Origin of the sequence: Bacillus sp. 2B09 (assembly GCF_003946835.1) — a bacterium.
GTDB lineage: Bacteria > Bacillota > Bacilli > Bacillales > Bacillaceae > Bacillus > Bacillus altitudinis.
In genome coordinates this window covers 113,652-136,291 of sequence record NZ_RPSG01000007.1, presented here as the reverse complement: position 1 = coordinate 136,291, position 22,640 = coordinate 113,652, and the positions used below count along the sequence as shown (strand labels likewise).

27 protein-coding genes are annotated in these 22,640 nt (G+C 41.2%); 9 read left to right on the top strand and 18 right to left on the bottom strand.

Annotated elements, in window-relative coordinates; translation table 11 throughout:
• Positions 1-26: 26 nt before the first annotated feature.
• The 11 genes from EBQ12_RS14785 to EBQ12_RS14735 all read right to left on the bottom strand — a co-directional run bounded on the left by EBQ12_RS14785 (position 27) and on the right by EBQ12_RS14735 (position 8,670).
• Entirely contained in the window at positions 27-839 is an 813-nt protein-coding gene (locus EBQ12_RS14785; RefSeq protein ID WP_008344425.1) for a purine-nucleoside phosphorylase, read from the bottom strand.
• A gap of 11 nt (positions 840-850) precedes the next feature.
• Positions 851-2,035, bottom strand: coding sequence for a phosphopentomutase (gene deoB, locus EBQ12_RS14780; RefSeq protein WP_017357920.1), 1,185 nt, complete (start codon positions 2,033-2,035; stop codon positions 851-853).
• A 153-nt stretch (positions 2,036-2,188) separates the two neighbouring features.
• Complete coding sequence (xerD, locus tag EBQ12_RS14775) at positions 2,189-3,079, bottom strand: site-specific tyrosine recombinase XerD (protein ID WP_017357921.1); 891 nt, start codon at positions 3,077-3,079, stop codon at positions 2,189-2,191.
• A 6-nt stretch (positions 3,080-3,085) separates the two neighbouring features.
• Positions 3,086-3,313: a YqzK family protein gene (locus EBQ12_RS14770; RefSeq protein WP_008344420.1), complete on the bottom strand. Its 228-nt coding sequence runs from the start codon at positions 3,311-3,313 to the stop codon at positions 3,086-3,088.
• 117 nt (positions 3,314-3,430) lie between these two features.
• On the bottom strand, positions 3,431-3,883 hold the full coding sequence (gene fur, locus EBQ12_RS14765; protein WP_003215577.1) for a ferric iron uptake transcriptional regulator: 453 nt from the start codon (positions 3,881-3,883) through the stop codon (positions 3,431-3,433).
• A 121-nt stretch (positions 3,884-4,004) separates the two neighbouring features.
• Positions 4,005-4,649, bottom strand: a complete 645-nt coding sequence (spoIIM, locus tag EBQ12_RS14760) for a stage II sporulation protein M (RefSeq protein WP_008344417.1) — start codon at positions 4,647-4,649, stop codon at positions 4,005-4,007.
• Positions 4,650-4,764: 115 nt separating this feature from the next.
• On the bottom strand, positions 4,765-5,895 hold the full coding sequence (locus tag EBQ12_RS14755; RefSeq protein WP_008344415.1) for a S8 family peptidase: 1,131 nt from the start codon (positions 5,893-5,895) through the stop codon (positions 4,765-4,767).
• A 111-nt stretch (positions 5,896-6,006) separates the two neighbouring features.
• Complete coding sequence (locus EBQ12_RS14750) at positions 6,007-6,228, bottom strand: hypothetical protein (RefSeq protein WP_008344413.1); 222 nt, start codon at positions 6,226-6,228, stop codon at positions 6,007-6,009.
• Between the two features lie 267 nt (positions 6,229-6,495).
• Positions 6,496-6,948: a GNAT family N-acetyltransferase gene (locus tag EBQ12_RS14745; RefSeq protein WP_017367534.1), complete on the bottom strand. Its 453-nt coding sequence runs from the start codon at positions 6,946-6,948 to the stop codon at positions 6,496-6,498.
• Positions 6,935-8,116 (bottom strand): TIGR00375 family protein, encoded by a 1,182-nt coding sequence (locus EBQ12_RS14740; RefSeq protein WP_019743102.1) that lies wholly within the window; start codon positions 8,114-8,116, stop codon positions 6,935-6,937. The genes EBQ12_RS14745 and EBQ12_RS14740 overlap by 14 nt, the downstream gene beginning before the upstream one ends.
• Positions 8,113-8,670 carry an NUDIX hydrolase gene (locus tag EBQ12_RS14735; RefSeq protein ID WP_125590486.1) on the bottom strand — a complete coding sequence of 186 codons (558 nt, stop codon included), beginning with the start codon at positions 8,668-8,670 and terminating at the stop codon, positions 8,113-8,115. Before EBQ12_RS14735 ends, EBQ12_RS14740 begins: the two co-directional genes overlap by 4 nt.
• 168 nt (positions 8,671-8,838) lie before the next feature.
• Here EBQ12_RS14735 and EBQ12_RS14730 point away from each other — a divergent pair, with 168 nt between their 5' ends.
• On the top strand, positions 8,839-9,765 hold the full coding sequence (locus EBQ12_RS14730) for an aldo/keto reductase (RefSeq protein WP_065460652.1): 927 nt from the start codon (positions 8,839-8,841) through the stop codon (positions 9,763-9,765).
• A gap of 174 nt (positions 9,766-9,939) precedes the next feature.
• Here EBQ12_RS14730 and EBQ12_RS14725 read toward each other — a convergent pair whose 3' ends face one another.
• Positions 9,940-10,164, bottom strand: coding sequence for a YqkE family protein (locus EBQ12_RS14725; RefSeq protein ID WP_008343840.1), 225 nt, complete (start codon positions 10,162-10,164; stop codon positions 9,940-9,942).
• Positions 10,165-10,283: 119 nt separating this feature from the next.
• Between EBQ12_RS14725 and EBQ12_RS14720 the strand changes: the two genes are divergently transcribed.
• Entirely contained in the window at positions 10,284-11,213 is a 930-nt protein-coding gene (locus EBQ12_RS14720) for an alpha/beta hydrolase (RefSeq protein ID WP_079919587.1), read from the top strand.
• Between the two features lie 24 nt (positions 11,214-11,237).
• Here EBQ12_RS14720 and EBQ12_RS14715 read toward each other — a convergent pair whose 3' ends face one another.
• From EBQ12_RS14715 to EBQ12_RS14705, 3 genes are all read right to left on the bottom strand, one after another.
• Positions 11,238-12,500, bottom strand: coding sequence for a response regulator aspartate phosphatase (locus EBQ12_RS14715; protein WP_024718943.1), 1,263 nt, complete (start codon positions 12,498-12,500; stop codon positions 11,238-11,240).
• A gap of 300 nt (positions 12,501-12,800) precedes the next feature.
• On the bottom strand, positions 12,801-13,040 hold the full coding sequence (locus EBQ12_RS14710; protein ID WP_008343836.1) for a YqkC family protein: 240 nt from the start codon (positions 13,038-13,040) through the stop codon (positions 12,801-12,803).
• 12 nt (positions 13,041-13,052) lie between these two features.
• Entirely contained in the window at positions 13,053-13,379 is a 327-nt protein-coding gene (locus tag EBQ12_RS14705) for an iron-sulfur cluster biosynthesis family protein (protein ID WP_017367540.1), read from the bottom strand.
• Between the two features lie 257 nt (positions 13,380-13,636).
• Between EBQ12_RS14705 and exlX the strand changes: the two genes are divergently transcribed.
• Entirely contained in the window at positions 13,637-14,299 is a 663-nt protein-coding gene (gene exlX / locus EBQ12_RS14700) for an expansin ExlX (RefSeq protein ID WP_175580636.1), read from the top strand.
• 17 nt (positions 14,300-14,316) lie between these two features.
• On the opposite strand, the gene EBQ12_RS14695 is transcribed toward exlX, so the two are convergent.
• Together EBQ12_RS14695 and EBQ12_RS14690 are read right to left on the bottom strand one after the other, a co-directional pair.
• The gene (locus EBQ12_RS14695) at positions 14,317-15,291 is read right to left on the bottom strand and encodes a GNAT family N-acetyltransferase (protein WP_125590482.1); all 975 of its coding nucleotides are present in this window, start codon (positions 15,289-15,291) and stop codon (positions 14,317-14,319) included.
• The gene (locus EBQ12_RS14690; RefSeq protein WP_007501073.1) at positions 15,288-15,767 is read right to left on the bottom strand and encodes a GNAT family N-acetyltransferase; all 480 of its coding nucleotides are present in this window, start codon (positions 15,765-15,767) and stop codon (positions 15,288-15,290) included. Before EBQ12_RS14690 ends, EBQ12_RS14695 begins: the two co-directional genes overlap by 4 nt.
• 281 nt (positions 15,768-16,048) lie before the next feature.
• Between EBQ12_RS14690 and EBQ12_RS14685 the strand changes: the two genes are divergently transcribed.
• From EBQ12_RS14685 to EBQ12_RS14670, 4 genes are all read left to right on the top strand, one after another.
• Positions 16,049-16,498 (top strand): YfmQ family protein, encoded by a 450-nt coding sequence (locus EBQ12_RS14685; protein WP_024718948.1) that lies wholly within the window; start codon positions 16,049-16,051, stop codon positions 16,496-16,498.
• A 141-nt stretch (positions 16,499-16,639) separates the two neighbouring features.
• Complete coding sequence (locus EBQ12_RS14680; RefSeq protein WP_125590480.1) at positions 16,640-17,872, top strand: DNA polymerase IV; 1,233 nt, start codon at positions 16,640-16,642, stop codon at positions 17,870-17,872.
• Between the two features lie 15 nt (positions 17,873-17,887).
• The gene (locus tag EBQ12_RS14675) at positions 17,888-18,232 is read left to right on the top strand and encodes a YolD-like family protein (protein ID WP_035390743.1); all 345 of its coding nucleotides are present in this window, start codon (positions 17,888-17,890) and stop codon (positions 18,230-18,232) included.
• A 231-nt stretch (positions 18,233-18,463) separates the two neighbouring features.
• A complete protein-coding gene (locus EBQ12_RS14670; protein WP_008343828.1) occupies positions 18,464-19,699 on the top strand; it encodes an MDR family MFS transporter in 1,236 nt (411 codons plus the stop codon).
• Positions 19,700-19,728: 29 nt separating this feature from the next.
• Here EBQ12_RS14670 and coaA read toward each other — a convergent pair whose 3' ends face one another.
• Complete coding sequence (gene coaA, locus EBQ12_RS14665; protein ID WP_008342294.1) at positions 19,729-20,688, bottom strand: type I pantothenate kinase; 960 nt, start codon at positions 20,686-20,688, stop codon at positions 19,729-19,731.
• A gap of 188 nt (positions 20,689-20,876) precedes the next feature.
• Here coaA and EBQ12_RS14660 point away from each other — a divergent pair, with 188 nt between their 5' ends.
• Positions 20,877-22,205: a CoA-disulfide reductase gene (locus tag EBQ12_RS14660; RefSeq protein ID WP_125590478.1), complete on the top strand. Its 1,329-nt coding sequence runs from the start codon at positions 20,877-20,879 to the stop codon at positions 22,203-22,205.
• A gap of 8 nt (positions 22,206-22,213) precedes the next feature.
• The gene (locus EBQ12_RS14655) at positions 22,214-22,636 is read left to right on the top strand and encodes a VOC family protein (RefSeq protein ID WP_227820666.1); all 423 of its coding nucleotides are present in this window, start codon (positions 22,214-22,216) and stop codon (positions 22,634-22,636) included.
• The last annotated feature ends 4 nt before the right edge of the window (positions 22,637-22,640 follow it).

The window sequence follows — 22,640 nt, the reverse complement described above, 5'->3', positions numbered from 1 at the left end:
ATGAACAGAAGGCTTTTTCACACGATCTATGAGAGTTGTTTGACAACATCTTTCACTAAATCAAGGAAACTTGCTTTCACTTTTTCCGTCACTTCGATCACTTCATCATGAGAAAGCGGCTGATCTAAAATACCTGAAGCCGCATTAGAGATGCATGAAATACCAAGTACTTTTATGCCTGCATGACGTGCCACAATCACTTCTGGCACAGTCGACATACCGACTGCATCAGCGCCAAGCGTTCTGAGGAAACGAACCTCTGCCGGTGTTTCATATGAAGGCCCTGTCATTCCTGCATAAACCCCTTGCTGCACAGATATGCCTAAATGTTTAGCCGTTTTCTCTGCAAGTGCCAGCAAATCTTTATCATACGGTGCAGACATATCAGGGAAACGAACCCCTTGACTGTCGTTTGGTCCAATTAACGGATTGGTTCCCATCATATTGATATGATCTGTAATCAGCATGAGATCGCCAGGATGGAAGGATGTATTCACACCGCCCGCTGCATTTGTCACAATACATGTCTCAATGCCGATTTCTTTCATCACACGGACAGGAAATGTCACCTGCTTCATATCATACCCTTCATAGTAATGGAAACGTCCTTGCATAGCACAAACGACCGTGCCTTTCAGCGTTCCAATGACGAGCTGGCCTGCATGCCCTTCTACTGTTGAAACAGGGAATCCAGGAATATCTTCATATTTCAATTTGATTGGATTTTCAATCTCATCGGCTAAAATGCCAAGACCTGAACCTAAAATCAATCCAACTGTTGGTACATATGTCGATGCTTGTTTAATGTATGCCGCCGCTTCTGAAAACTGTGCTCCCACGTGATTTCCCCCTATTTGAGTTGAGATAAAAAGCTTGTTCCGTATTTTGGCAGCGTTGATTTAAAATTATCTGCTACCGTTGCCCCAAGATCAGCAAATGTTTTCGCTGTTGGTAGCTCATTCGCTTCTTGATGCTTTTTGCTGTAAGCAATAAGCGGAACGTATTCTCTTGTATGATCTGTTCCGTGATGAACCGGGTCATTTCCGTGATCTGCTGTGATCACAAGCAGATCATCCTCTTTTAATAGATCAAACACTTCAGGTAGACGTGCGTCAAATTCCTCTAGTGCCTTACCGTAGCCTTCTGGATCTCTTCTATGTCCATAAAGCGCATCAAAGTCGACAAGATTTAAGAAGCTCAGCCCAGTAAAGTCTGTTTTCAGCGTCTCCACTAGCTTGTCCATTCCATCCATGTTGGATTTCGTTCTGAGTGAAGAGGTGATTCCTTCACCATCATAAATATCAGAGATTTTTCCGATCGCAATGACATCAAGTCCATCATCTTTCAATTCATTCATGACGGTACGGTCGAATGGTTTTAATGCATAGTCATGACGATTTGGTGTTCTAACAAATGCCCCCGGCTCCCCGACAAATGGACGAGCGATGATGCGCCCTACCATATATTTTTCATCTAAAGTCAGTTCACGTGCGATTTCGCAAATGCGGTAAAGTTCGTCTAATGGCACAACTTCTTCGTGTGCAGCAATTTGCAGCACAGAATCTGCTGAAGTATAAACGATTAAATCGCCTGTTTTCATATGCTCTTCGCCAAGCTCATCCAGAATTTCTGTACCAGACGCTGGTTTATTTCCAATGATGCCACGCCCTGTTTTTTCTTTTAATTCATTTAACAGTTCATCTGGAAAGCCGTCTGGAAAGACTTTAAATGGTGTGTCGATGTAAAGACCCATGATTTCCCAATGCCCTGTCATTGTGTCTTTCCCGTTGGATGCTTCTTGCATTTTTCCATAATACGCAAGCGGTTTTTCGTCCGCTGGAATTCCTTTAATTTCTTTAATATGACTTAGCCCAAGCTTCGCCATATTCGGCATATGAAGCCCGTTCATTTTTTCAGCAATATGTCCAAGTGTATCTGCACCTACATCATTAAAATCAGCAGCATCAGGTGCTTCCCCGATTCCTACTGAATCCATCACAATGAGGAAAATACGTTTATACTGATAATCAGGCATAAAAAAGCGCCTCCTTCAATATTCTTGTCCTTTCACCTTTCACAACTGGAGAGGTCAGACATCTCAAGTATAAACCGTTTTCAAGTCAATTGACAACCATAAACGGTCCAAACATAAAAAAGCATGATACACGTTCACCGTGCCATGCTTTACTTATGCCCTTGGATGGAATTTGTGATACACGTCTTTTAATCTTGTTTTTGTGACATGTGTGTAAATTTGTGTAGTAGAAATATCGGCATGTCCGAGCATTTCCTGTACGGCTCTAAGATCCGCACCGTTTTCAAGCAAATGTGTCGCAAATGAATGTCTGAGCGTATGAGGCGTCAATTCTTTTTGAATACCTGCTTCTATGGCTCGTTTCTTTAAGTTCTTCCAAAAGCCCTGCCGCGACATTTTTTTTCCGTGATGATTCAGAAATAAGGCATCGGCCGGCTGTTTTTTGAGCAGCTTGTTTCTGCCTTTTTCTATATACACTTCAATCGCACTTGTAGCAGCTTCACCAATAGGCACGATCCGCTCTTTTCTTCCTTTTCCAAAACAGCGTATAAACCCCATGGTCAGATGCACATCCGCAAGAGTCAGATCAAGCATTTCACTTACGCGAATACCTGTTGCATATAAAAGTTCGAGCATGGCTTTGTCACGGTAGTCAAATGGTGTTTGCTGCTTAGGTGTATCGAGCAGCTTTTCTACCTCATCTAATGATAGAACTTTCGGTAATTTCCGCTCTGTTTTTTGTGATTCAATGTTCCATGACGGGTCATCTGTTGTCACTTTTTCACGGAGCAAAAATTGATGAAAGGAGCGTATCGATGATAGATGACGGACGGACGTTTTACTCGATTTCCCCTCGTCTTTTAACTGTTTTAAATAATGAATAATATGAAGGCGTGTGACGTCTTTTACATCTGTCAATTGTTCATGCGTCATTAAAAAAGACAAATAGCTCTGTAAATCTCTTTTATAAGAGACAATGGTATTTTCAGAGAGTCCTCTCTCTACTGTCATAAAATGAATAAAGTCGGATAATTGATCCTTCAATGGTTTCTACTCCCCGTTTTGATAAAAATAAATCAATCGATCCTGCCAGCTGTCTTGTTTCGGCTGATCCATTTCCATCACTTTTATCGCTGCACCTTCTGGTTTATCATAACGATGATAGCTTTCATATTCTGAATTTATCCATATCATAGCATAATAGAACAGGACGGTAAAACCAGTGAACAAGATAAATACTTTCATTACTTCACCTGTTGTTTTGAGCCATTTTCGCATGTTCTTCATGTCCTTTCTCGTGTTCTCATTACTTCAGCATATGCCAGGTGGGACAAGGAATATACAGCGAACATGCAAAAAACCTTTTCATTTTGAATGAAAAGGTTCCAATTCGGATTATTTGCCGGATTCATCATCATGACACCGGTGGCAAATACCATGGAATGTCAATCTATGATCCTTAATTTTAAATTTCCAGTCGCGTTCAATAATCTCTTCAACATCTTCTAATAAATCATCTTCTATCTCATCGACTGTACCGCATTCCATGCAGACAAGATGGTGATGGAAGTGAGCGGCTCCTTCTTTGCGAAGATCATATCGCGAAACGCCGTCTCCAAAGTTAATTTTATCAACAACTTTCAGTTCAGTAAGCAATTCTAACGTCCGATAAACAGTAGCAAGACCAATTTCAGGAGACTTCTCTTTTACGAGGAGGTATACATCTTCTGCACTTAAATGGTCTTCTTCATTCTCAAGCAGTACTCTTACTGTTGCTTCACGCTGTGGCGTGAGCTTATAGCTGGAAGAATGAAGCTGTTTCTTAATTCGATCAATCCGATTTTCCATTGACTTTCCCTCCTACGCCACATTACTTGATCATTATATCAAATGATGTGCAGAGAGCCAACTATAATCATTTTAAATTGATAAATAAATTGATTATTATTTAATAACGATTATAAAATCATCAAAACAGAACACCTGCCAGCTTTTTCATCAGCATGAATGATAAGTATGATTCAAAAAAGGACGAAAGAGCAGCGAGGGTTAAAATCATCAGTAGAACAGAAGCATACCGGCCAAACCAATGGATTGGCGCTTGACTGATGGTTTTTTTCATAAAAAGCTGACCAATTAAACGAATGGAGAACGCAATCGCACAAGTTCCGATCACTAAATACGCTGGAATGAGCAAGATATTTTGAGGAAGCACCGAGACAAAAGATAGAAAAAAACCGCTAAGCCCCATTTGATTGACCAAAAAACCGACAGTAAACCCAACTACAATCCCTTTTAAAAAAATCATAAGAAAAATAAGCGGCAGGCCAATGATGGAAATTCCGAGTATCCACATGAGGCCCAAATATTTCATATGATGTAAAAAGCTTTGCAAAAACATTTCTTTTGATTCTGCTGCTTTCTCATTCGTCAGTTGACCAAAAAATTGATTTAAATAGTAGAATAAATCCTCTTTCTGACTCATTGTCATACTATTGACGATAATGGCTCCAAAAATGACGCCCATTAAAAATAGTACAGAAACAAACAAATAAATCGATACATGATCTTTCACGTGCTGAAGAAGATGTTCTTTCCAAGACTTTTTCCGCATGCGCCTTCCTCCCAAATAGTAAAGGTTACTAGATTCTATGAGAGAGCAGACGAAACATGACAGTTTTATAAAAAGAAAAACGAGAAAGCAGCTGTACACCGCTCTCTCGTTTCCTTTATCGTGCAGCTTTTTGTACGTTCACAAGCCCAGCGCCATAATAAAAAGGTTCGCCAAGTTTTGTTGCCGTTTTTGTCAGCCTTTCACGCAATTCATCATTTGTCAGATTCGGATGTTTTGATAGAATGACTGCCGCAGCACCAGCTACATGAGGTGATGCCATAGACGTTCCACTCTTATATCCATATTCGTTATGAGGAATGGTACTTAATGTTGAAACACCTGGTGCTGATACTTCCACTTCTTCCCCAACAGAGGAATCAAAGGCTCTTTGCTTTCGTTGATCCACAGATGCGACTGCCATGACAGAGCTGTATTTGGCCGGGTAATCTATCGTATTAAGTGACCCGTAGCTCCCAGCATTTCCTGCAGATGCGACAATGAGAATCCCGTTGTCATATGCTCGATCTACCGCTTCTTTCAGCGCCTCCGATTCACTTGCTCCCCCCATACTAATATTGATGACATCCATCTCATTCTCAATCGCCCATTCAATGCCTTTAATGATCCAGCTATAGTAGCCGTCACCATTTTCATCTGCCACTTTCACCGCATAGATCGAAGCTTTTGGTGCCACACCAACGACGCCTACTTTATTATCTAATGCTGCGATCGTGCCTGCAACGTGAGTTCCGTGTTCATGCGGGTCAACGAGCGGATCGGACTCTGTTGGAACAAAGCTGACACCACCAGTTACATGTAAATCTTCATGCTTGCCGTCGATTCCACTGTCAAGAACAGCTACTTTGACATTCTGTCCGGCATATCCTCGTTTATGTACCTTTTGTGCTTTGATGCTTTTGATGCCATAAGGAACGCTTTGACCGCTTGTTTTTGCTTTTTGGTCTTCCTCAATAAAAGTAACTTCTTTTGCTTGATGTAGTTTTTCTTTTGATGCTTCGTTCAACGAAACTTTCATCATATCTATTTTCTCTATTGATTCTTTCACATGACCGCCGGCTTTTTCAACAAGCTGTTTTTGTGTTTTGTCTTGAACGGAAGAAGAAAAACCGATCATATACTCTTTTTTTGCTTGATCCTTTGCAGATACATCTGATGCGCCGAATGTCATCGATGCCAGTAGCATACTTGCCATACAAAGCCCTGCTCCAAATGATTTGACCTTCACGATACCCACTCTCCCTTTCATTTCTTTTTGTCATTTAACTACATTTTTAGACAAAAAGAAACGACCGTTTGTCCTATTTTTTAAAATTTTTCCAATTATTTGATCTACTTGTCACAAAAAAGCAAAATAAAAATGCTTATGATCCTGTTCATAGCGATCATAAGCATTCCTACCTTTATGTTTTTTCATCATATGCTGCAAGGCTTCTTGTTTTGTTTTTGTCTTTCTTTCGTGTGTACTAAAATGCGGCATATTTCCTCTCGATTGTTCTGGATTTCGACTGTGCTGCCTTTGAAGGTGTTCTCTCTTTTTCTTTGCTTTACTTTTTCCCATTTCGCAAAACCCCTTTCGTTGTCGTTATGATACATGAAAGCACCTAAAAAAGATAGACGTATACACGTCTATCTCAAATTGTTGACAAAAGGCTAAAATGTACTTGATTTTAGCCTTTTGTCTTCTTTTCAGCGTGATAGAAAACCTTTGCAGTCTAGGAAGGACGAGCACCGGAGCAGAGCGAATTTGACATTCGTGAGCACCGGAGCGCAGGACTGACAAAGAATGCGAGGGTTTGTCTACACGCTGAGATAGACGTATACACGCCTATCTTTCTTTTCTCACCATATCAAGATGCGGAATTCCATCCTCATCATAACAATCTGAGACAGCTTCAAAGCCAAACGATTCGTAGAACGATTTCAAATAAGCCTGTGCTTGGATTTTAATCATTGTTTCGCCTAATTCACTGAGCTTTTTTATCGCCTGATCGAGCAGGATCTTCCCGTAACCTTTTTTCCGGCCGGTCTTCGTCACAAGGACACGGCCAATGGATGCCTCTTTGTACATGATCCCGCTTTGGAAAATGCGGCAATAAGCGACAATCGTGCCGTTCTCTTTGGCGATGACATGCAGCGCCTCTTGATCACGATGATCAATTTCAGGATAAGGACATGTTTGTTCTACAACAAACACATTTACCCTTTCCATTAAAATCAAGTAAAGGTCCTCTTTAGACAGTTGTTCAAATGTGTGACATGTCCATTTAAGTTGATTCATGATTGATATCCACCTTACCGTAGACCCCGCCTCCGCCAGCGATCAGTCCAACTTCACCTCTTCTTGCTTTGATGATGTAATCGGCTGTTTTCTCAGGCAGGACCGCTTTTAATTCTTGTTCTGTTGCTTGATGAAGAATATTCATCTCTGTATGAAAGACAGCTTTTAACTTTTCTAACGTTTTGGCTCCAACACCCGGAATAAAATGAAGGGGAAGCTGGTGAACATAAGGAGGCCTTATTCCTTTATCACTTTCTTGGTCAGCAAGCTCCTTTAACCGCTCACTCACCCCTTTTGTCATTCGGGTATGGCCGCATGCTTGGCACTTTTCTTGATCCTGACTGTCAGGTCTTACCCCGCATTTCTCACAGGTCGTATGATAATACTTTCCGAGCCGCGGAGCGAGCCCATAATTTCCAGTGATGTTTCTGCCATCTTTTCCTTGAAGCGCTAGCTCGAATTCAGCAAAGGAGGCATGATCCATTCGGATCTTCGTATATTCCCGCGCAATTTTCCCTAAAGAATGGGCATCTGAATTTGTTAAAAAAGGATAACGGTTTAGCTCACTTAGCTGGGAGGCCATAGACGTATCACAGCTAAGGCCAAGCTCAACAGCATCAATGAGTTCTGGATCGAATACTTCGGTTAAAGAAGTATTGACCCCTTTGCCGTATAAACTTTTATGCGGCGTAAAAATATGGGCAGGAATAAATAATCCCCCTAGTTCCTTCACCTTATGCTGAAGCGTTCTCCCATCCACATATAACCGCTGTGAACTCAAATGCACATTTTTCATATGAAGAGAAAGCCATGCAGAAAACTCAGACATTTTACGAAGCGTGGGCATAAAGGCAAGCACATGAATCGGACCTTTTGATTGGTCATCATTGATTTCTAGCTCACTGCCTAAAAGCAAAACGGTCTTTCCAAATGATAACCCGCCATCGCTTAGTTCAGTGTACGTTCCTTCCTCTACACCTTCTATCAATTCTTCTAGGACTTCAGGAGATTGTGCATCAATCACACCAATCATCCCCATCCCTTTACTTTGAGACGCTTCAATGAGAATTTGGTCAATGGTCAGTGACCTTGCACCTGTAATTTTGACAGCCCTACCTGTTCTTGTTCGACCAATATGAATATGGATATCTGCAAAGAATTCCCTCATTTTGTAGACTTAAGTACCTCTTGCAATTGTAAGTATTGAATGGCATAGGCTGTTTTCGCATCATAAATATGTTGTTTCTCAATGAGTTGCAGCGCTTCTTCTAGTGAAACTTCCATCACTTCGACAAATTCATCCTCATCCAGCTCTCGTTTTTCTTCAAGCGGGACCAGCTGATCAGCAAGGTAGATATGAACAATTTCATCCGCAAACCCTGGTGATGTATAAAAGGCGGTCAGCTTTTGGAGCGCCTGAGTTGAATAACCTGTTTCTTCTTCTAATTCTCTCAGTGCTGTATGTGCCGGCTCTTCTCCTTTTTCTAATTTTCCAGCCGGGATTTCAACGATGGCTCTCTCCAGTGCTTTACGGTATTGCTTGACCAAAATGATTTTATTCTCGTCTGTACGTGCAATGACTGCTACTGCACCTGGATGTTTAATGATTTCGCGTTTGCCTGGTTTTCCGTTCGGCAATTCTACATCTTCAAGAACCAAGTCAATGATTTTTCCGTTATATAATGTTTTTGACGATAATGTTTTTTCTTCAAAGTCCTTCAATTTTGTCAGCTCCTCGTTCTACTTTCACTTTTTACTTCATTCATTTTAACATAGATGTTTTAGGAGAAGCCAAAATGCGGATGCCTGCTTCAATGCGCCTTTTGAAATCACCTAGCTTGAATTCCAGAATTGTTTCACTTAATGTGAAAGGATAGGAGTGTGATTGAATTGAAAAAAAGACGAATTGGCACCTCTGATCTCTTGGTTAGTGAGGCGGCACTAGGATGTATGTCCCTTGGGACTGAAAAAGAAAAAGCGCTCTCTTTATTAGATGAAGCCATTGATCTTGGGATTAACTATTTGGATACAGCTGATTTATATGACTTTGGAACAAATGAGGAAATCGTCGGGGAAGCCATTAAGAACAGACGCCAAGATTTGATTTTGGCCACAAAAGGCGGCAACCGCTTTGAAAAAGGCAAACCTGGCTGGGACTGGGATCCTTCAAAAGCATATATAAAAGAGGCAGTGAAACAAAGCCTGAAACGACTTCAAACAGATTATATTGATTTATATCAATTGCATGGCGGCACAATTGACGATCCAATTGACGAAACCATCGAGGCATTTGAAGAATTGGTTGAAGAAGGTGTCATTCGCTATTACGGCATATCGTCGATCCGTCCAAATGTCATTAAAGAATACGCCAAAAAATCAAACATCGTGAGTGTGATGATGCAATATAGTTTACTCGACCGCCGCCCAGAAGAATGGTTTTCTCTTCTTGAAGAACAAAGCATTAGTGTCGTGGCAAGAGGTCCTTTAGCAAAAGGATTATTAACTGAAAAATCCCTTTCGCAAGCAAGTGCGGCGATTCAAAAGAACGGGTATCTTGACTATTCATTTGAAGAGCTTCAGCAAATCATTCCTTCGTTAAAGAAAGTCGCTTATGACCTATCACTGACAGAGCTGTCCATTCAATACTTGCTTAAGCATTCTGCAGTCAGCTCTGTTGTTTTTGGCGCAAGCTCGGTGAAACAGTTAAAAGAAAATGTGGCAGCGGCAAATGCACGTTCATTAAGCGACCAAGAAGTTAAAGCTTTGTCATATTTCACAAAACAGTCTGTGTATGAGACGCATCGTTTGAATCAATAGAAGACAAATGGAAGAACAGCTTGCCACTTATGTTTTGTTTTAATGTACAACCCTATTGGTGGTGCGATTCTGAAATGAAGTGATACGAGGGAGTCAGACGTGTTTTCAGGCTCATGTAGTATGTTTTCATCTCAATGATACAACATAAAAAAGGGAGCATCGTAGCTCCCTTTTTTAACTTTTATACTTTCTCCAGTCTAAATGACTTTCATCTAGCAGCTCTGAGAAGCTTTTATTTTTTTCTTTTTCTTTCTGTTGCCGAAGGAGGTCTTGTCGTTTTTGTTCTTCTCTTTTTTCTGTCTCAGCGGCCAGGTTCTGCTTCATTTGAAGGAGCTGCTGTTTCACATCATCCTTTATGCCGTCCTTTAGCTTTGCTTGATCTTGATTGGTCTTTTTCACTTTGCCTCTCTCCTTTTGCTTTAGTGTATCATCCGTTTTATTTGCTCAGCAAGAGTCACGCCAAACTCCCAACATGTGGTATGATCTTCATAGAAACCCTTCGGAAAGGAAGAATCAGCTTGAAGAAGAAATGGCTCGCTATACTCGCCTTAGTATTATTTCCACTCGCTGCCATCGGCATTTTTTTTACCAATAAAATGATGTATATACGAAAATTAACGGATGAAGAGCTCATCAAACGAGAATCAGATGAAGGGCACTATCATCACGAGGAGTTTCAACAGCTGCAAAAAGAGAAAGTTTGTATTCCTTCAGCATTTGGTTACGATCTTCATGGCTATTTTGTACCGCTCCCTCATACAACACGCACCATCGTTCTTTGTCACGGGGTTACCGTCAGTTTGATCAATTCCGTGAAGTATATGAAATTATTCCAAAAGCTTGGATGGAATGTGCTGCTCTATGATCATAGAAGACATGGGATGAGCGGCGGAAAAACAACGAGCTATGGATATTATGAAAAAGAGGATTTGGCTCAAGTCGTCAAGTGGCTGAGAAAAAAGCTTGGGGAAAAAGCAATCATTGGGATACACGGAGAATCGATGGGCGCAGTCACAACTTTATTATATGCTGCTAAACCGGATGCAAACGCCAATTTTTACATCGCTGATTGTCCTTTTGCTTCTTTTGAGGATCAGCTTCTGTATCGATTAAAAACGGATTTTCGTCTTTCAGGACAGTGGATTCTTCCACTAAGTGATCAAGTGTTGAAATGGCGGGACGGATACAGCATTCGACAAGTTTCTCCACTTGATGTAATCGATCAGGTGAAAGAACCTATCCTTTTTATTCATAGTCTCCATGATGACTATATCCCTTGTGAGCAAAGCGAGCAGTTATACGCACGCAAAAAGGGTGATAAACGGCTATTTATTGCGCCACATGGTGCGCATGCGATGTCTTATAGTGACAATAAGGAAGTCTATGAACAAGAGGTCGAAGCATTTCTGGAAGCATTTCAATTCAATCAAAATGAAAGAGGAGAATGAACAGCCGTTCGTCTCCTCTTTTTGCTAACTTATACGATAGTCACCACTGTTGTATGGTGTCTGCCCGCCAGCTCCATATGGCTCTCTTCCGATTGCTGCTGACTCATGACCGATAACCCTGCAGTTGCTGCCAATAAAAGAACTATCAAACTCATTTTCATATAAATGACCTCCATTTTGAATTTTTGATATGGCTTGAATTTTCCTTTCGTAATACCGGGTAGAAACTTCAAATAATCCAAGCTCATTATAATAATGAGCCGCATCAAGTGCCAGTTCCTCAATATCTGGGTATAAACGCTTGTCCTCCAACAAATCTAATGTATCGTCTATGATTTTTATTTCTGCATCAACGTATAATGCTTTTAAAAACTGAAACTTGCAGATGTAAATTTCATCTTCTAATTCACAGGCTTTCATAATACCTTGTTGATAGAGGGTTAACGACTCTTCTATTTGTTTTTGTTTAAACAGGATTTGGGTCAGCATAAATAGTGGGTCTAGAGAGCGATTCAGATGGGTTAAATTCTCCTTTTCAAACACTTCAAGAGAGTCTTTGAGATAGCGACTTGCTGTAGCAAGATCGTTCATTTGGTAATAGCAGTTACCTAAGTTGAAAAGGGCCGAACCTATGACTCGGGGGTTTCCAATTGAGCGTGCTCGCTTTAGAGCATTTTTAAAGTAGGGCAATGCATGTTCATAGCATTTCAAATCATCATAGTTTGCACCGATGACAAATTCACAGTGGATGATTCTCAGCGTGTACGTTCTGTAGGCAGAGTACGTATCTAACGCTTGCAAAGCATAGTGCATCGAAAAGTGGGTTTGTTTCATGTGGTAGTATATTTCTGCTAATTTAAAATAAAATTCTGCTCTTTCTATATCATCTGATATGAGATTGAGCTTTTTTTCTGCGGAACGGTAATAAGCAATGGCGCTCAAATAGTTTCTCTGTTCAAATTCAAACATTCCTGTAAAAAAATGAACATAGTATTCAAGCATATCTGTTAATTTGGTCTGCGAATGTTCAATCGTTTCTAGAAGCTTCTTAATCTCCTCATCATTCGAGGCTTTTTTTGCCGGTTCAAAATATTCAAGCATGACCTTATGTCGAAAATCCATCAGCTGGTAAAAAAGCAGCAAGTTCTGATCTTGCTCCATCTCAAGGATTTCCTGCTCGATCTCGGCCTTTAGCTTCTCTGCTTTCATGACATGAAATCCGCAAATCTGCCTATACCATTCGTTTATTTTGATTCCAACCTGAGGCGATGACAGCTTGAGCTTCAATTCACCTTAGCACCTCCCTCCTCATGTACGATACATGTTGTATTCTATCATATTTCCTCGAATGGAAGAAATATGAAATGTCGTTTTTCGTAAAGTTTTCGGTATCCCGCAATAACCGCTTCCATTGCCGATTTTTCGGCATTTACAGCCTCTCCTTTTCTCTTTCTATTTTTCTCATTTTGTCGAAATGTTTGTTAAAAATGACTTTTTATCGTTGAAAAATCTCATTTTTCAAATTAGACAGTTCTCCTGTTTGATGAGATGATGATAGCACAAAAAAAGCCCTCTTCAGCAAAGGGCTTATAACACGTCTGTTACGTGTTCCATATTCTCTTTTATCCAACTGACTGCTAATTCAAGCGTTGGAAATTCTTCCGTTTCAAATGTGACTTCATCTTGGAGAAGCCAGACGTCCTTTTTTACTGAATCCATTCCACCGATTGACCAGTGCAGAAGGCTATATGGATGATTATTATTTAAAAACGACACCCACGTTTTATTTTGTGCCGTGTTTTGTATCACTTTCAGCTTTTGATCCACTACGTTTCCACCTTACTTTACAAGTATACCCATTCTCGGGCTGAGTATTTGTTGAGGACTTTTCAACATAAGTGTATTGGCTTTTTCATTAAAATCAATCGTCATTTCCTCGTCAAAAAACACCTTTTGTGCTGTGTGTATATATAGTTTTAAATCTTGACTATTATTAAGCGGTTCCCATTCACCTGTTCTTTCACTTGTTAACCAAAGCATTGGTACGCCACTCACTGCACAGCCACAACCTTCTGAATCGTAGCGAAGCAGTAATTCTTTGGTTTCGTTTCCTGTTTGCTGTTTTTCTATATATGTTTTAGCCAGTTCTGTGATGTGAATATACATGGCGAACATCCTTTTTAAATTGATGCTTACATTGTAACACATAAAACACCATAAAACATGACACACGACTAAATCCGAAAGTCACACTCTTTGAAATACACCCTCTTCTCACTATGATTATATCTATCTATTGGCTCTTTCTGCATCCTGTTTTTTAGAATTATACTGATGACGCTATCCATTTTAAAAGAAGAAACAGGAGGTTTTAGATCGTGAATAAAAGATTATCTCTCTGCTTTATCGGGGCGCTGATATTGATGTTGAGTTTCACTATGCCCAACATGAAAGCGGCATCTATCCTTGATGAAGTACGAGAAAGCTATGCGACTTATACGGGATCTGGTTACTCAGGGGGCGCCGCTTTATTAGATCCTATTCCATCTGACATGAAAATTACGGCTTTAAATCCCCATGACTATAACTATAAAGGGGTAAATGCGGCACTTGCAGGGGCTTACCTTGAAGTAACGGGGCCAAAAGGAAAAACCGTTGTGTATGTAACCGATAAATATCCAGAAGGAGCAAAAGGAGCTCTTGATCTTTCTCCTAATGCCTTTACCAAAATTGGCAATATGGAAGATGGGAAAATCCCGATTAGTTGGAAAATTATAAAAGCACCGATTAGCGGAAATGTAGCTTACAGAATAAAAGAAGGTAGCAGTGAGTGGTGGGCTGCGATTCAAGTGCGCAATCATAAATATCCGGTTATGAAAATGGAATATTACAAAGATGGAAAATGGGTGAACATGGAAAAGACAGACTACAACCATTTCCTTGGCTTTCATATGGGGTCTACATCTCTTCCTGTTCGAATCACAGATATTCGCGGGGTCATAGTAAAGGATCAATTACCCGCTCTTCCATCTACTGCTGCTTCACAGGCCTATATTGTAAAAGGCAATGTTCAGTTTCCTAATTAACGAGATGAAGAGGCAGCTTATTTAAGAGCTCCCTCTCTTCCTTCTTTATCCCAGCGATATGCCTCATTTTCTATTTCTTTTATGATTTCATTCTTTCCCGCCATATAGCTTTGTATATCTTCCGGATACTGATTTGCTAATTGTTCCTTGACAGACGCATACTCTACAGCTCGTTCTGGGTGGACTCTTAAGTAATCTCGAAACAATAAATGTCTTTTCACATCAGGATGATTCCTTTCATACACATGGACATGATGCGTACGATTCAAGCCACCCTTTTGAAAAAAACGTCTCCCTTTTATACCATTTTCACCGAGCACTTCGTATCCAAGGTGTTCAAATCTCTCTTTTTTCCTATCAATCTCTTCTATATCGCTTACTTCTATTAATATATCTATAATTGGTTTGGCAACAAGTCCTGTAACTGACGTGCTGCCAATATGGTATCCTTCTATCCAGCTCTTTTGAATGATTTGCTTGAGTCGCTGCTTTTCTTGACGGAATTCTTCATGCCATTCTTTTTTGAATTCGACAACCTCAACCTTGCGTCGCGGTGTCCACTTCATTTTTGATAGGGTGAGCTCTTTTGCCACATGAATGACATTTGTTTCAAAAAAACCTAATTTTTCATATAGCCTTTTTGCAGGGGTGTTTTCTTGCCCTGTGGTCAGCTCTATCGGGACATTCTTCTCCATAATTGTCGACATAAGTCTTGTTCCAATACCCTGCTTTAGCGCTTTTGGATGCACAGCCAATCGACTAATGATCAAACAATCTTTCAGCTCTTCATAGGAGACTACACCTAATAAGAGATCATCTTGCTCAAAACCAATAAATTGCTCTTTTGCTTTCATGACATCTTGAATGGTCTCTTTTAATGGCGGAAGATCAGCATAGCCAATTTGTTCAGCTTCTTGTTGGTATGCAGCTAGTTGAATATGTAAGATCTGCTTTGCTACATCACTTATTGTGTGATCTAAATGAACAATCATTTCATTGCCTCCAGCTTCTTCACAAATAACACACGGTCTTCATGAATGCCATCGTAATCTGAAAAGACTGAGATGCCATCTACTGTTTTATCTCCCTTTTCTATCTGAAACCCGAGTTTTGTATGGTAAGCAATGGAGACTTTATTGATAGGAGCTGTGACAGCTTTAATGGTTGTTCTTCCTTCCTTTTCAGCCGCTTCATAAAAAGCTTGATAGAGGATTTTGCCTATCTTTAATTTACGGTGATCTGGGTGGACGCCAACAAAGTGAATATAGGCTTCATCCGAATGAGATTGCGATAAAAAGCCAACCAAAAAGCCGATCAGCTCTCCCTTTTCAACGACAACAAAACTTGTTTGCTGGAAATGTTCAAAAAAGAGCTTTGGCAATTTTGCACGCAAATCTCTGCCTCCCCACCAGCTTTGAATGACGGATGTGACTGCGTAAAAATCTGACGGTTTCACTTGACGTATCATGATGGCCTCGCCCCTTTTTCCATTTTGGCTTTCCTTTGATTCGTTTTTTCTCAAAAATGCGATTGTTTCAATAGTCTACTGTCTGATCAAATGGTTGTAAAGACAGTATGCCCGTCTTTTTCATGTTCACTTGTTGGTTCTTCGTCTTTCAGCCGTCATCTCCTTTTAAATCTTCACACTTATTTCAAAAAGTTCACTTTTTGTGCGAAAGTTTCATTCATTTGTTATGTTAAGATGGTTCATATAGGAAATGGTACAAATGTTTATTGGAGATGATGAGATTGGTTTGGGTTGTTATTTCGCTTGTTGTGTTTAGTCTTTTAAAGCTGCTTGTCACCTCTTTGCCTTCTGGTGTTGTTGAGCGCCTTTTTAGCCGCTACGCCGTACATGCTAAAGTAACAAGTGAGCAAACAAATATTACTTTTCAAGGTCGTTCGCTTGATGAGCAGCGAGCATCTGAAATCATTCAACATTTTAATGATGCGATCTTTATTGAACGCTATTATATTTACCCGGGTGATGAAGAGCGCTTTCTTCATCCGAATGAAGGGCCAGCGCCGCTTACTATGCAAACAAAGCATGGGAAACATGATGTCACCCTTTATCTATTCCATTATGATGACCATGTGGATGTGGTTCGGCAGTTTACACATAAGCCAAAGAAAAAGCTGATGGCTTATCGTCTGCGTTCTGAACCGCTCCAAACATTCCACAACATGGCACATGCCTAACAATCGTTGCAGCAGACGAGACGAAGTGTTCATCACTTCGTCTTTTTTGTATGGACAGCTTTTGAATGATTTACCAGTATGAATTTCACCTCATGTTGTTTACAATAGATACAGAACATACGTTCTAAGAGGTGAAGTACAATGAATGAACGAGCCATTCTGCTTGTGGATATGCAGTCATTTTATGCATCAGTTGAGAAGGTGGAGGCGCCTCATTTGGAGAATGTGCCGCTCATTGTCTCTGGAGATCCAGAACGAAGAAGCGGAGTCGTTCTTGCAGCCTGTCCTCTCGCTAAGAAACGTGGCGTACAAAATGCATCAAGGTTATGGGAAGCACAGGAGAAATGTCCTGAAGCAGTGGTTGTACGTCCACGTATGCAGCGCTATCTCGATGTCTCTGTCATGATTACAGAACTGCTTGAACAATACACAGACCTTGTCGAGCCATATTCCATTGATGAACAGTTTCTTGATATTACAGGCAGTCTTACACTATTCGGCTCTCCACATGAGATCGCTCAACATATACAAACAACGATTATGAACCAGACTGGCATTTACGCACGTGTGGGCATCGGCCCTAATAAAGTGCTCGCTAAGATGGCCTGTGACCATTTTGCCAAAAAAAACACATCCGGCATCTATGAACTGAGTGCCGACCGGGTTGCCACTGATTTATGGCCGCTTCCCATTGGGAAATTATTTGGCGTCGGCAAACGAATGGAGCATCATTTGAAACGAATGGGCATCAGTACCATTGGCACACTTGCTACTTATCCGTTAGACCGATTAAAAAAACGCTGGGGAATCAATGGGGAGCTTCTGCAGCGAACAGCTTTAGGACACGATCCCTCTCCAGTCACTATTCACACACATGATCAACAAAAAGCCGTTGGGCATCATATGACCCTTACCCGTGATTACGCATCTCTTGAGGAGATCAAAGTCGCTCTTCTTGAATTGAGTGAGGAAGTCGCTCGGCGGGCACGTTTTAAGCATTATCTCGGTCAAACGGTGTCTGTTGGTGTAAGAGGGGCTGATTTTTCACATCCAACAGGCTTTCATCGACAAATGAAGCTTCATTCACCGACACAGTATGGCTCAGATATTGCAGAGGCAGCGATTCATCTATGCCAGCAGCACTGGGATGGTCAGCCCATTCGCAGTGTAGGCATTACCCTCTCACAGCTGCAGCCTGACAGCCACTATCAGCTGACTTTATTTGATCATCATTTGAAGAAAGATCAACTCAGCAAAGTATTTGATGAAATCCATCTGAAATATGGACCTGCGGCATTATTGCATGCTTCGTCACTGACAAGCGCAGGGCAGGCATATCACCGCGCCGAGAAAATTGGCGGGCATTACAAATAACGGAGGCGAACAAGCATGAATCCCAATAAATTAACACCTGGATACAACATCATGTGGGAATCAAGCCGAATGATGCTACCAGAGCACCGAGAGCAACTACTTGCTCAAAAACGAAAGAAAAAAGAATATACACCTCTACCGCTCAGCTCCGATCAGCTAGAGGAAATGAATGTTTTGATCACACAGTCGATTACCGAGGATCAAGCGATTTGCGTGACATATGTCTCATCAGGCATGAAAGCACAGTTTTGGGGCTGGGTGAAAGCCATTCATTATGAAACACGCCGAATGAAAATCGTGAATGACGAAGATGTGCTAGACCTTTCCTTACATCAAATTATCGCCATCGACCTCAATTGATTTTCGCAAAACGAAAACATGATCATTGAAAAACCCGCTTCGTTTTTCTGAAAAAATCATGACCCATCAAGGCTTAAAACCTTGAAAACGAGGTATATGCTCTTCGAATGAACGGGACGGTTCAAGCTTCTCTGTCATTTGACGGATGACTCCTCCATCAAATTGTGTATTTAATTTGCACAATTTTTCATGTATGATTGGAACATCTTACAAACTCAGGGGAGACACAGCATGAAAAATAACTTACGCACTTTACATCCACTTAGTTGGACGATCATCATCGGCACGATATTTGGCCGAATGGCGACATCCATGAGCATTCCCTTTTTAGCCGTTTATTTGACACAAGTCAAAGGCGCCTCAGCCTCTTCAGCTGGATTGATCATTGCCGTCAGCTCTCTTATTGGGATTGTTGCGAGTTTTTACGGCGGCTATGTTTCCGACCGAATCGGCAGAAAAAAGGTCATGCTTTTATCCATCTTTGGCTGGACACTTGTTTTTGTTGGCTTCGCGTTTGCAGATGCCATTTGGGTCTTCTTTTTTATGAATGCTTTAAATGGACTGTGCCGGGCGCTGTTTGAACCAACGTCTAAAGCACTCTTATCCGATGTCACCCCATCGAGCATTCGGTTGTTTGTCTTTAACTTACGGTATACGGCCATTAACATTGGTGTCATTTTCGGCCCGCTGCTTGGCTTATATCTCGGGTCATCAAAAACGACTTTTCCATTTCTCGTCGCTGCCCTCATTTACTTGTTGTACGGGTTAACGCTGGCATGGCAATTTCAAAAGCATCCAGTGGCTGCTCCAGAAAGCACCAAACAAATCGGTGTCAAAAAAGCTCTTTCCATTATTCAGAAAGATACGGTCTTTAGCATCATCCTCATTGGCGTTACTTTATGTTCATTTGGCTATTCACACCTAAGCTCAACACTGCCTCAATATTTATCGGCATCCCCTATGATTGAGGATGGCCCTAAACTGTTTGGGTATCTTTTATCCTTAAACGCAGTGGTTGTCATTGTCGTTCAGTACCCGCTGATTATGATCGCTAAGCGCTATTCAACGATTTTGTCGTTAACGACTGGAAACGTGCTTCTAGCAGGCAGTTTGTTTGCCATTGCTTTTTCACAAAGTCTCGGTACGCTTGCTTTTATTATTGTCGTGTTTACGATTGGTGAAGTGCTGCTCTTTGCAATGATGGATCTGTTTGTAGACAATATTGCAAAACCTGAAGTGAAAGGATCATACTTCGGCGCAATGGGGTTTTCTCAGCTCGGCAGCGTCGTCGGACCGTTTGTCGGAGGATTGTGTATTGACTTATTTGGCGCAGCCCATCCCCTTTCTATTTTTTCAGTCTTGGCGATTGTCACCGCTGCAGGCGTTCCGTTTTTACTTATCGGATACTACCGCCTAAAAAAACGAACGGCGGCTGCCGTGGCTGTGAAAGTAAGTGGAGGTCATTAAAAAAACCGCTCTCAATTGAGCGGTTTTCTTTATACCCTGCGGATGGCGATCTCTTCCACCTTATGCTGATCGCCTTTTTTTAAAATCAAATCGGCTCTATATTTTGTCGGCAAAATATTTTCATATAAATTTGGCCGGTTCACTGTATTCCAAATCGTGCTTGCCATCTGATCTGCTTCTTCATCCGTCAAATCTTTGTATTGATGAAAGAAAGATTCAGGGTCTTGGAAGGCTGTTTCCCGCAGCAAACGGAACCGTTCTTTATACCAGCATTGAATTTGCGTCTCAGCGGCATCTACATAAATCGAAAAATCGAAGTAATCTGATACAAACACGCGCGGCTCATCCTTCAGATCATCCAGTGCCGGTGATTGCAACACATTGATCCCTTCAATGATCACAATATCTGCATCTTCTACTGTCTCATACACCCCTTCAAGACGGTCATAGGTCAGATGTGAATATACAGGTGCATGCACAGTTTGTTTCCCTGATTTCAATTCATTTAAAAACGAAAGTAGCGCTTTAACATCATAGCTTTCCGGGAAGCCTTTCTTTTCCATCAGCCCTCGATCTTTTAATTCTTTTTGTGGATACAAAAAGCCGTCCGTTGTCACGAGACTCACCTTCAGTCCATCTCCAAGCCTTGATAAAAGTGTTTCAATGATACGTGCTGTCGTGCTTTTTCCGACGGCCACACTTCCTGCAATCCCGATTAAAAAGGGGATTTTCGCATGATGCGGGTAGTTTAAAAAAGCATTTACATGCTGATTTTTTTGTTTTTCTGCAAAAACGTGTAATGTCAGAAAACGAATAAGCGGTATGTAAATATCTCGAACTTCTTCTAGCGATAAGTAGTCGTTTAATCCTTGAAGTGCTCTCACTTCTTCTTCTGAAACAGATACCGGCATATATTCTCCAAGAGCCGCCCATGCCTCTCTCGTATGGCGTGTATATAATGTATTAAAATCTAGTCGTTCGTCACCCAAAGTCTTTCCCACCAATCTAAACTAAACTCATAACCAAAAAGACGATAATCCGATTGTAGCTTAAAATGAAGGCGCTGTCTTTATTTTTCAACGAAAGTTTGCTTCTTTTGCGAAAAAAAAGCATTAAATAAAGGAAAATGAGGGTAAATAAGAGTATTCAGTTTGATAGATAGAAGGGAGCATACCAAATGAAATATGTGATGATTGGCGGAGATGCAGCAGGAATGAGCTGCACTATGCAAATATATAGAGAGGATCCAGACGCGCATATTGTAGCTTTTGAAAAAGGAGAGATTTTCTCATATGGACAGTGCGGACTCCCCTACTTGATCGGCGGTCTCATTGATCATCACAGAAAACTCATCGCACGCAGCGCTGACACTTTTCGTGACAAATACGGAATTGATGCCAGATGCTTACACGAAGTGACCTCAATCGACCCGGAGCAAAAAACAGTATCGGGTATTCATTCTAAAACAAAAGAACCCTTTACAGAAACGTATGACCGCCTGTTAATTGCGACAGGAGCAAGCCCCGTCACACTTGATCTAGACAGTCATTCCTTAGAAGGTGTCCACGTATTAAAAACAATCCCGCATGCGCTGTCTATTTTAGACAATCTAAAAAAAGACGTCACACATATCACGATCATCGGCGGAGGATATATCGGCTTAGAAATGGCAGAAAATTTAAAAGCGCTAGGAAAAGACGTTCATATCATTCAGCGGGGTACAGCACTTGGCCCAGGCTTTGATCCCGATATAGCAAAATATCTGAAAGAAGAAGCGGACAATCAAGGCATTCAAGTAGTACTTGGTGAAACAGTGCAAAAATTAAAGGGCAAGACACATGTAACAGCTGTTCAAACAGACAAGCAGACCATTGAAACAGATATGGTCATCATCGCCGTTGGTGTCACTCCGCAAACATCCTTTTTAGACAGCACAGAAATTCAGCGACTTCAAAATGGTGCAGTTGTTGTGAATAAATACATGCAGACCAATGTACAAGATATCTATGCGGCGGGTGACTGCGCAGCAACCTATCACCGTATCAAAAAGGAACTGGACTATATTCCGCTCGGCACGACAGCAAATAAACAAGGAAGAATCGCAGGCTTTCATATGACAGGAACAAACCGCGCGTTTCAAGGCGTAACCGGCACAGCGGTGATGAAATTTATGGACGTGACAGCGGGACGAACGGGTTTATCAGAGAAAGAAGCAAAAGACGCGGGCCTTCCTTTCTCCACCATCACCATCGACAGCACTGACCACGCTGGATATTACCCAGATGCAGAGAAAATGAAAGTGAAACTGATTTATAGAAGCGATGATCACACCTTGATTGGCGCACAAATCATCGGTAAAGAAGGTGTTGATAAACGAATTGATGTCATGGCAACGGCTCTTTATCAAGGGCTGACTGTGACAGACCTTGAAGATTTAGATATTAGCTATGCCCCTCCTTTTAACAGTGTATGGGACCCACTTCAGCAAGCGGCAAGACGAATATAGAAAAAGGAGTGAAGCCATTGACCATTCAACAAATTGCTACTATTGAAATTCCTGTGACTGATATCCCCCGGGCTGTCTCTTGGTATGAACAGATTTTAGAGATGATCGTTCTACATCAATCAGAAGAAGCCGCCATGCTCACTTTTACTCATGGCGAGGGACCTTCTTTTTATCTCGTCAAAACAAAACACGAGAAACGAATCTACTTTATGAACTCTTTTACAGGAGTTCGGCATAGTATGATTGATTTATTTGTGAAGGATTTAAAAAACTTTCACCAGTATTTAAGCGAGCATAACGTCACCGTATCGGATATTCAAATATTAGCTGACCCAGACTTAGGCGGTTTTAGCTTCGAAGATGTTAATGGCAATGTCTTTGGCGTCACCAATATTAAGCCCCATCAAACAAAAAAAGAAACCAGCCTGTGACCGG

Excerpts from the sequence above, each read along its gene's own strand:
- EBQ12_RS14705 (WP_017367540.1), bottom strand. The coding sequence starts at position 13,379 with ATGTATATTCACATCACAGAACTGGCTAAAACATATATAGAAAAACAG.
- deoB (WP_017357920.1), bottom strand. The coding sequence starts at position 2,035 with ATGCCTGATTATCAGTATAAACGTATTTTCCTCATTGTGATGGATTCA.
- spoIIM (WP_008344417.1), bottom strand. The coding sequence starts at position 4,649 with ATGCGGAAAAAGTCTTGGAAAGAACATCTTCTTCAGCACGTGAAAGAT.
- EBQ12_RS14670 (WP_008343828.1), top strand. The coding sequence starts at position 18,464 with ATGAAAAATAACTTACGCACTTTACATCCACTTAGTTGGACGATCATC.
- EBQ12_RS14680 (WP_125590480.1), top strand. The coding sequence starts at position 16,640 with ATGAATGAACGAGCCATTCTGCTTGTGGATATGCAGTCATTTTATGCA.
- EBQ12_RS14690 (WP_007501073.1), bottom strand. The coding sequence starts at position 15,767 with ATGATACGTCAAGTGAAACCGTCAGATTTTTACGCAGTCACATCCGTC.
- exlX (WP_175580636.1), top strand. The coding sequence starts at position 13,637 with ATGTTGAGTTTCACTATGCCCAACATGAAAGCGGCATCTATCCTTGAT.
- EBQ12_RS14675 (WP_035390743.1), top strand. The coding sequence starts at position 17,888 with ATGAATCCCAATAAATTAACACCTGGATACAACATCATGTGGGAATCA.
- EBQ12_RS14660 (WP_125590478.1), top strand. The coding sequence starts at position 20,877 with ATGAAATATGTGATGATTGGCGGAGATGCAGCAGGAATGAGCTGCACT.
- EBQ12_RS14695 (WP_125590482.1), bottom strand. The coding sequence starts at position 15,291 with ATGATTGTTCATTTAGATCACACAATAAGTGATGTAGCAAAGCAGATC.
- EBQ12_RS14740 (WP_019743102.1), bottom strand. The coding sequence starts at position 8,116 with ATGAGGGAATTCTTTGCAGATATCCATATTCATATTGGTCGAACAAGA.
- fur (WP_003215577.1), bottom strand. The coding sequence starts at position 3,883 with ATGGAAAATCGGATTGATCGAATTAAGAAACAGCTTCATTCTTCCAGC.
- EBQ12_RS14745 (WP_017367534.1), bottom strand. The coding sequence starts at position 6,948 with ATGAATCAACTTAAATGGACATGTCACACATTTGAACAACTGTCTAAA.
- EBQ12_RS14750 (WP_008344413.1), bottom strand. The coding sequence starts at position 6,228 with ATGGGAAAAAGTAAAGCAAAGAAAAAGAGAGAACACCTTCAAAGGCAG.
- EBQ12_RS14770 (WP_008344420.1), bottom strand. The coding sequence starts at position 3,313 with ATGCGAAAATGGCTCAAAACAACAGGTGAAGTAATGAAAGTATTTATC.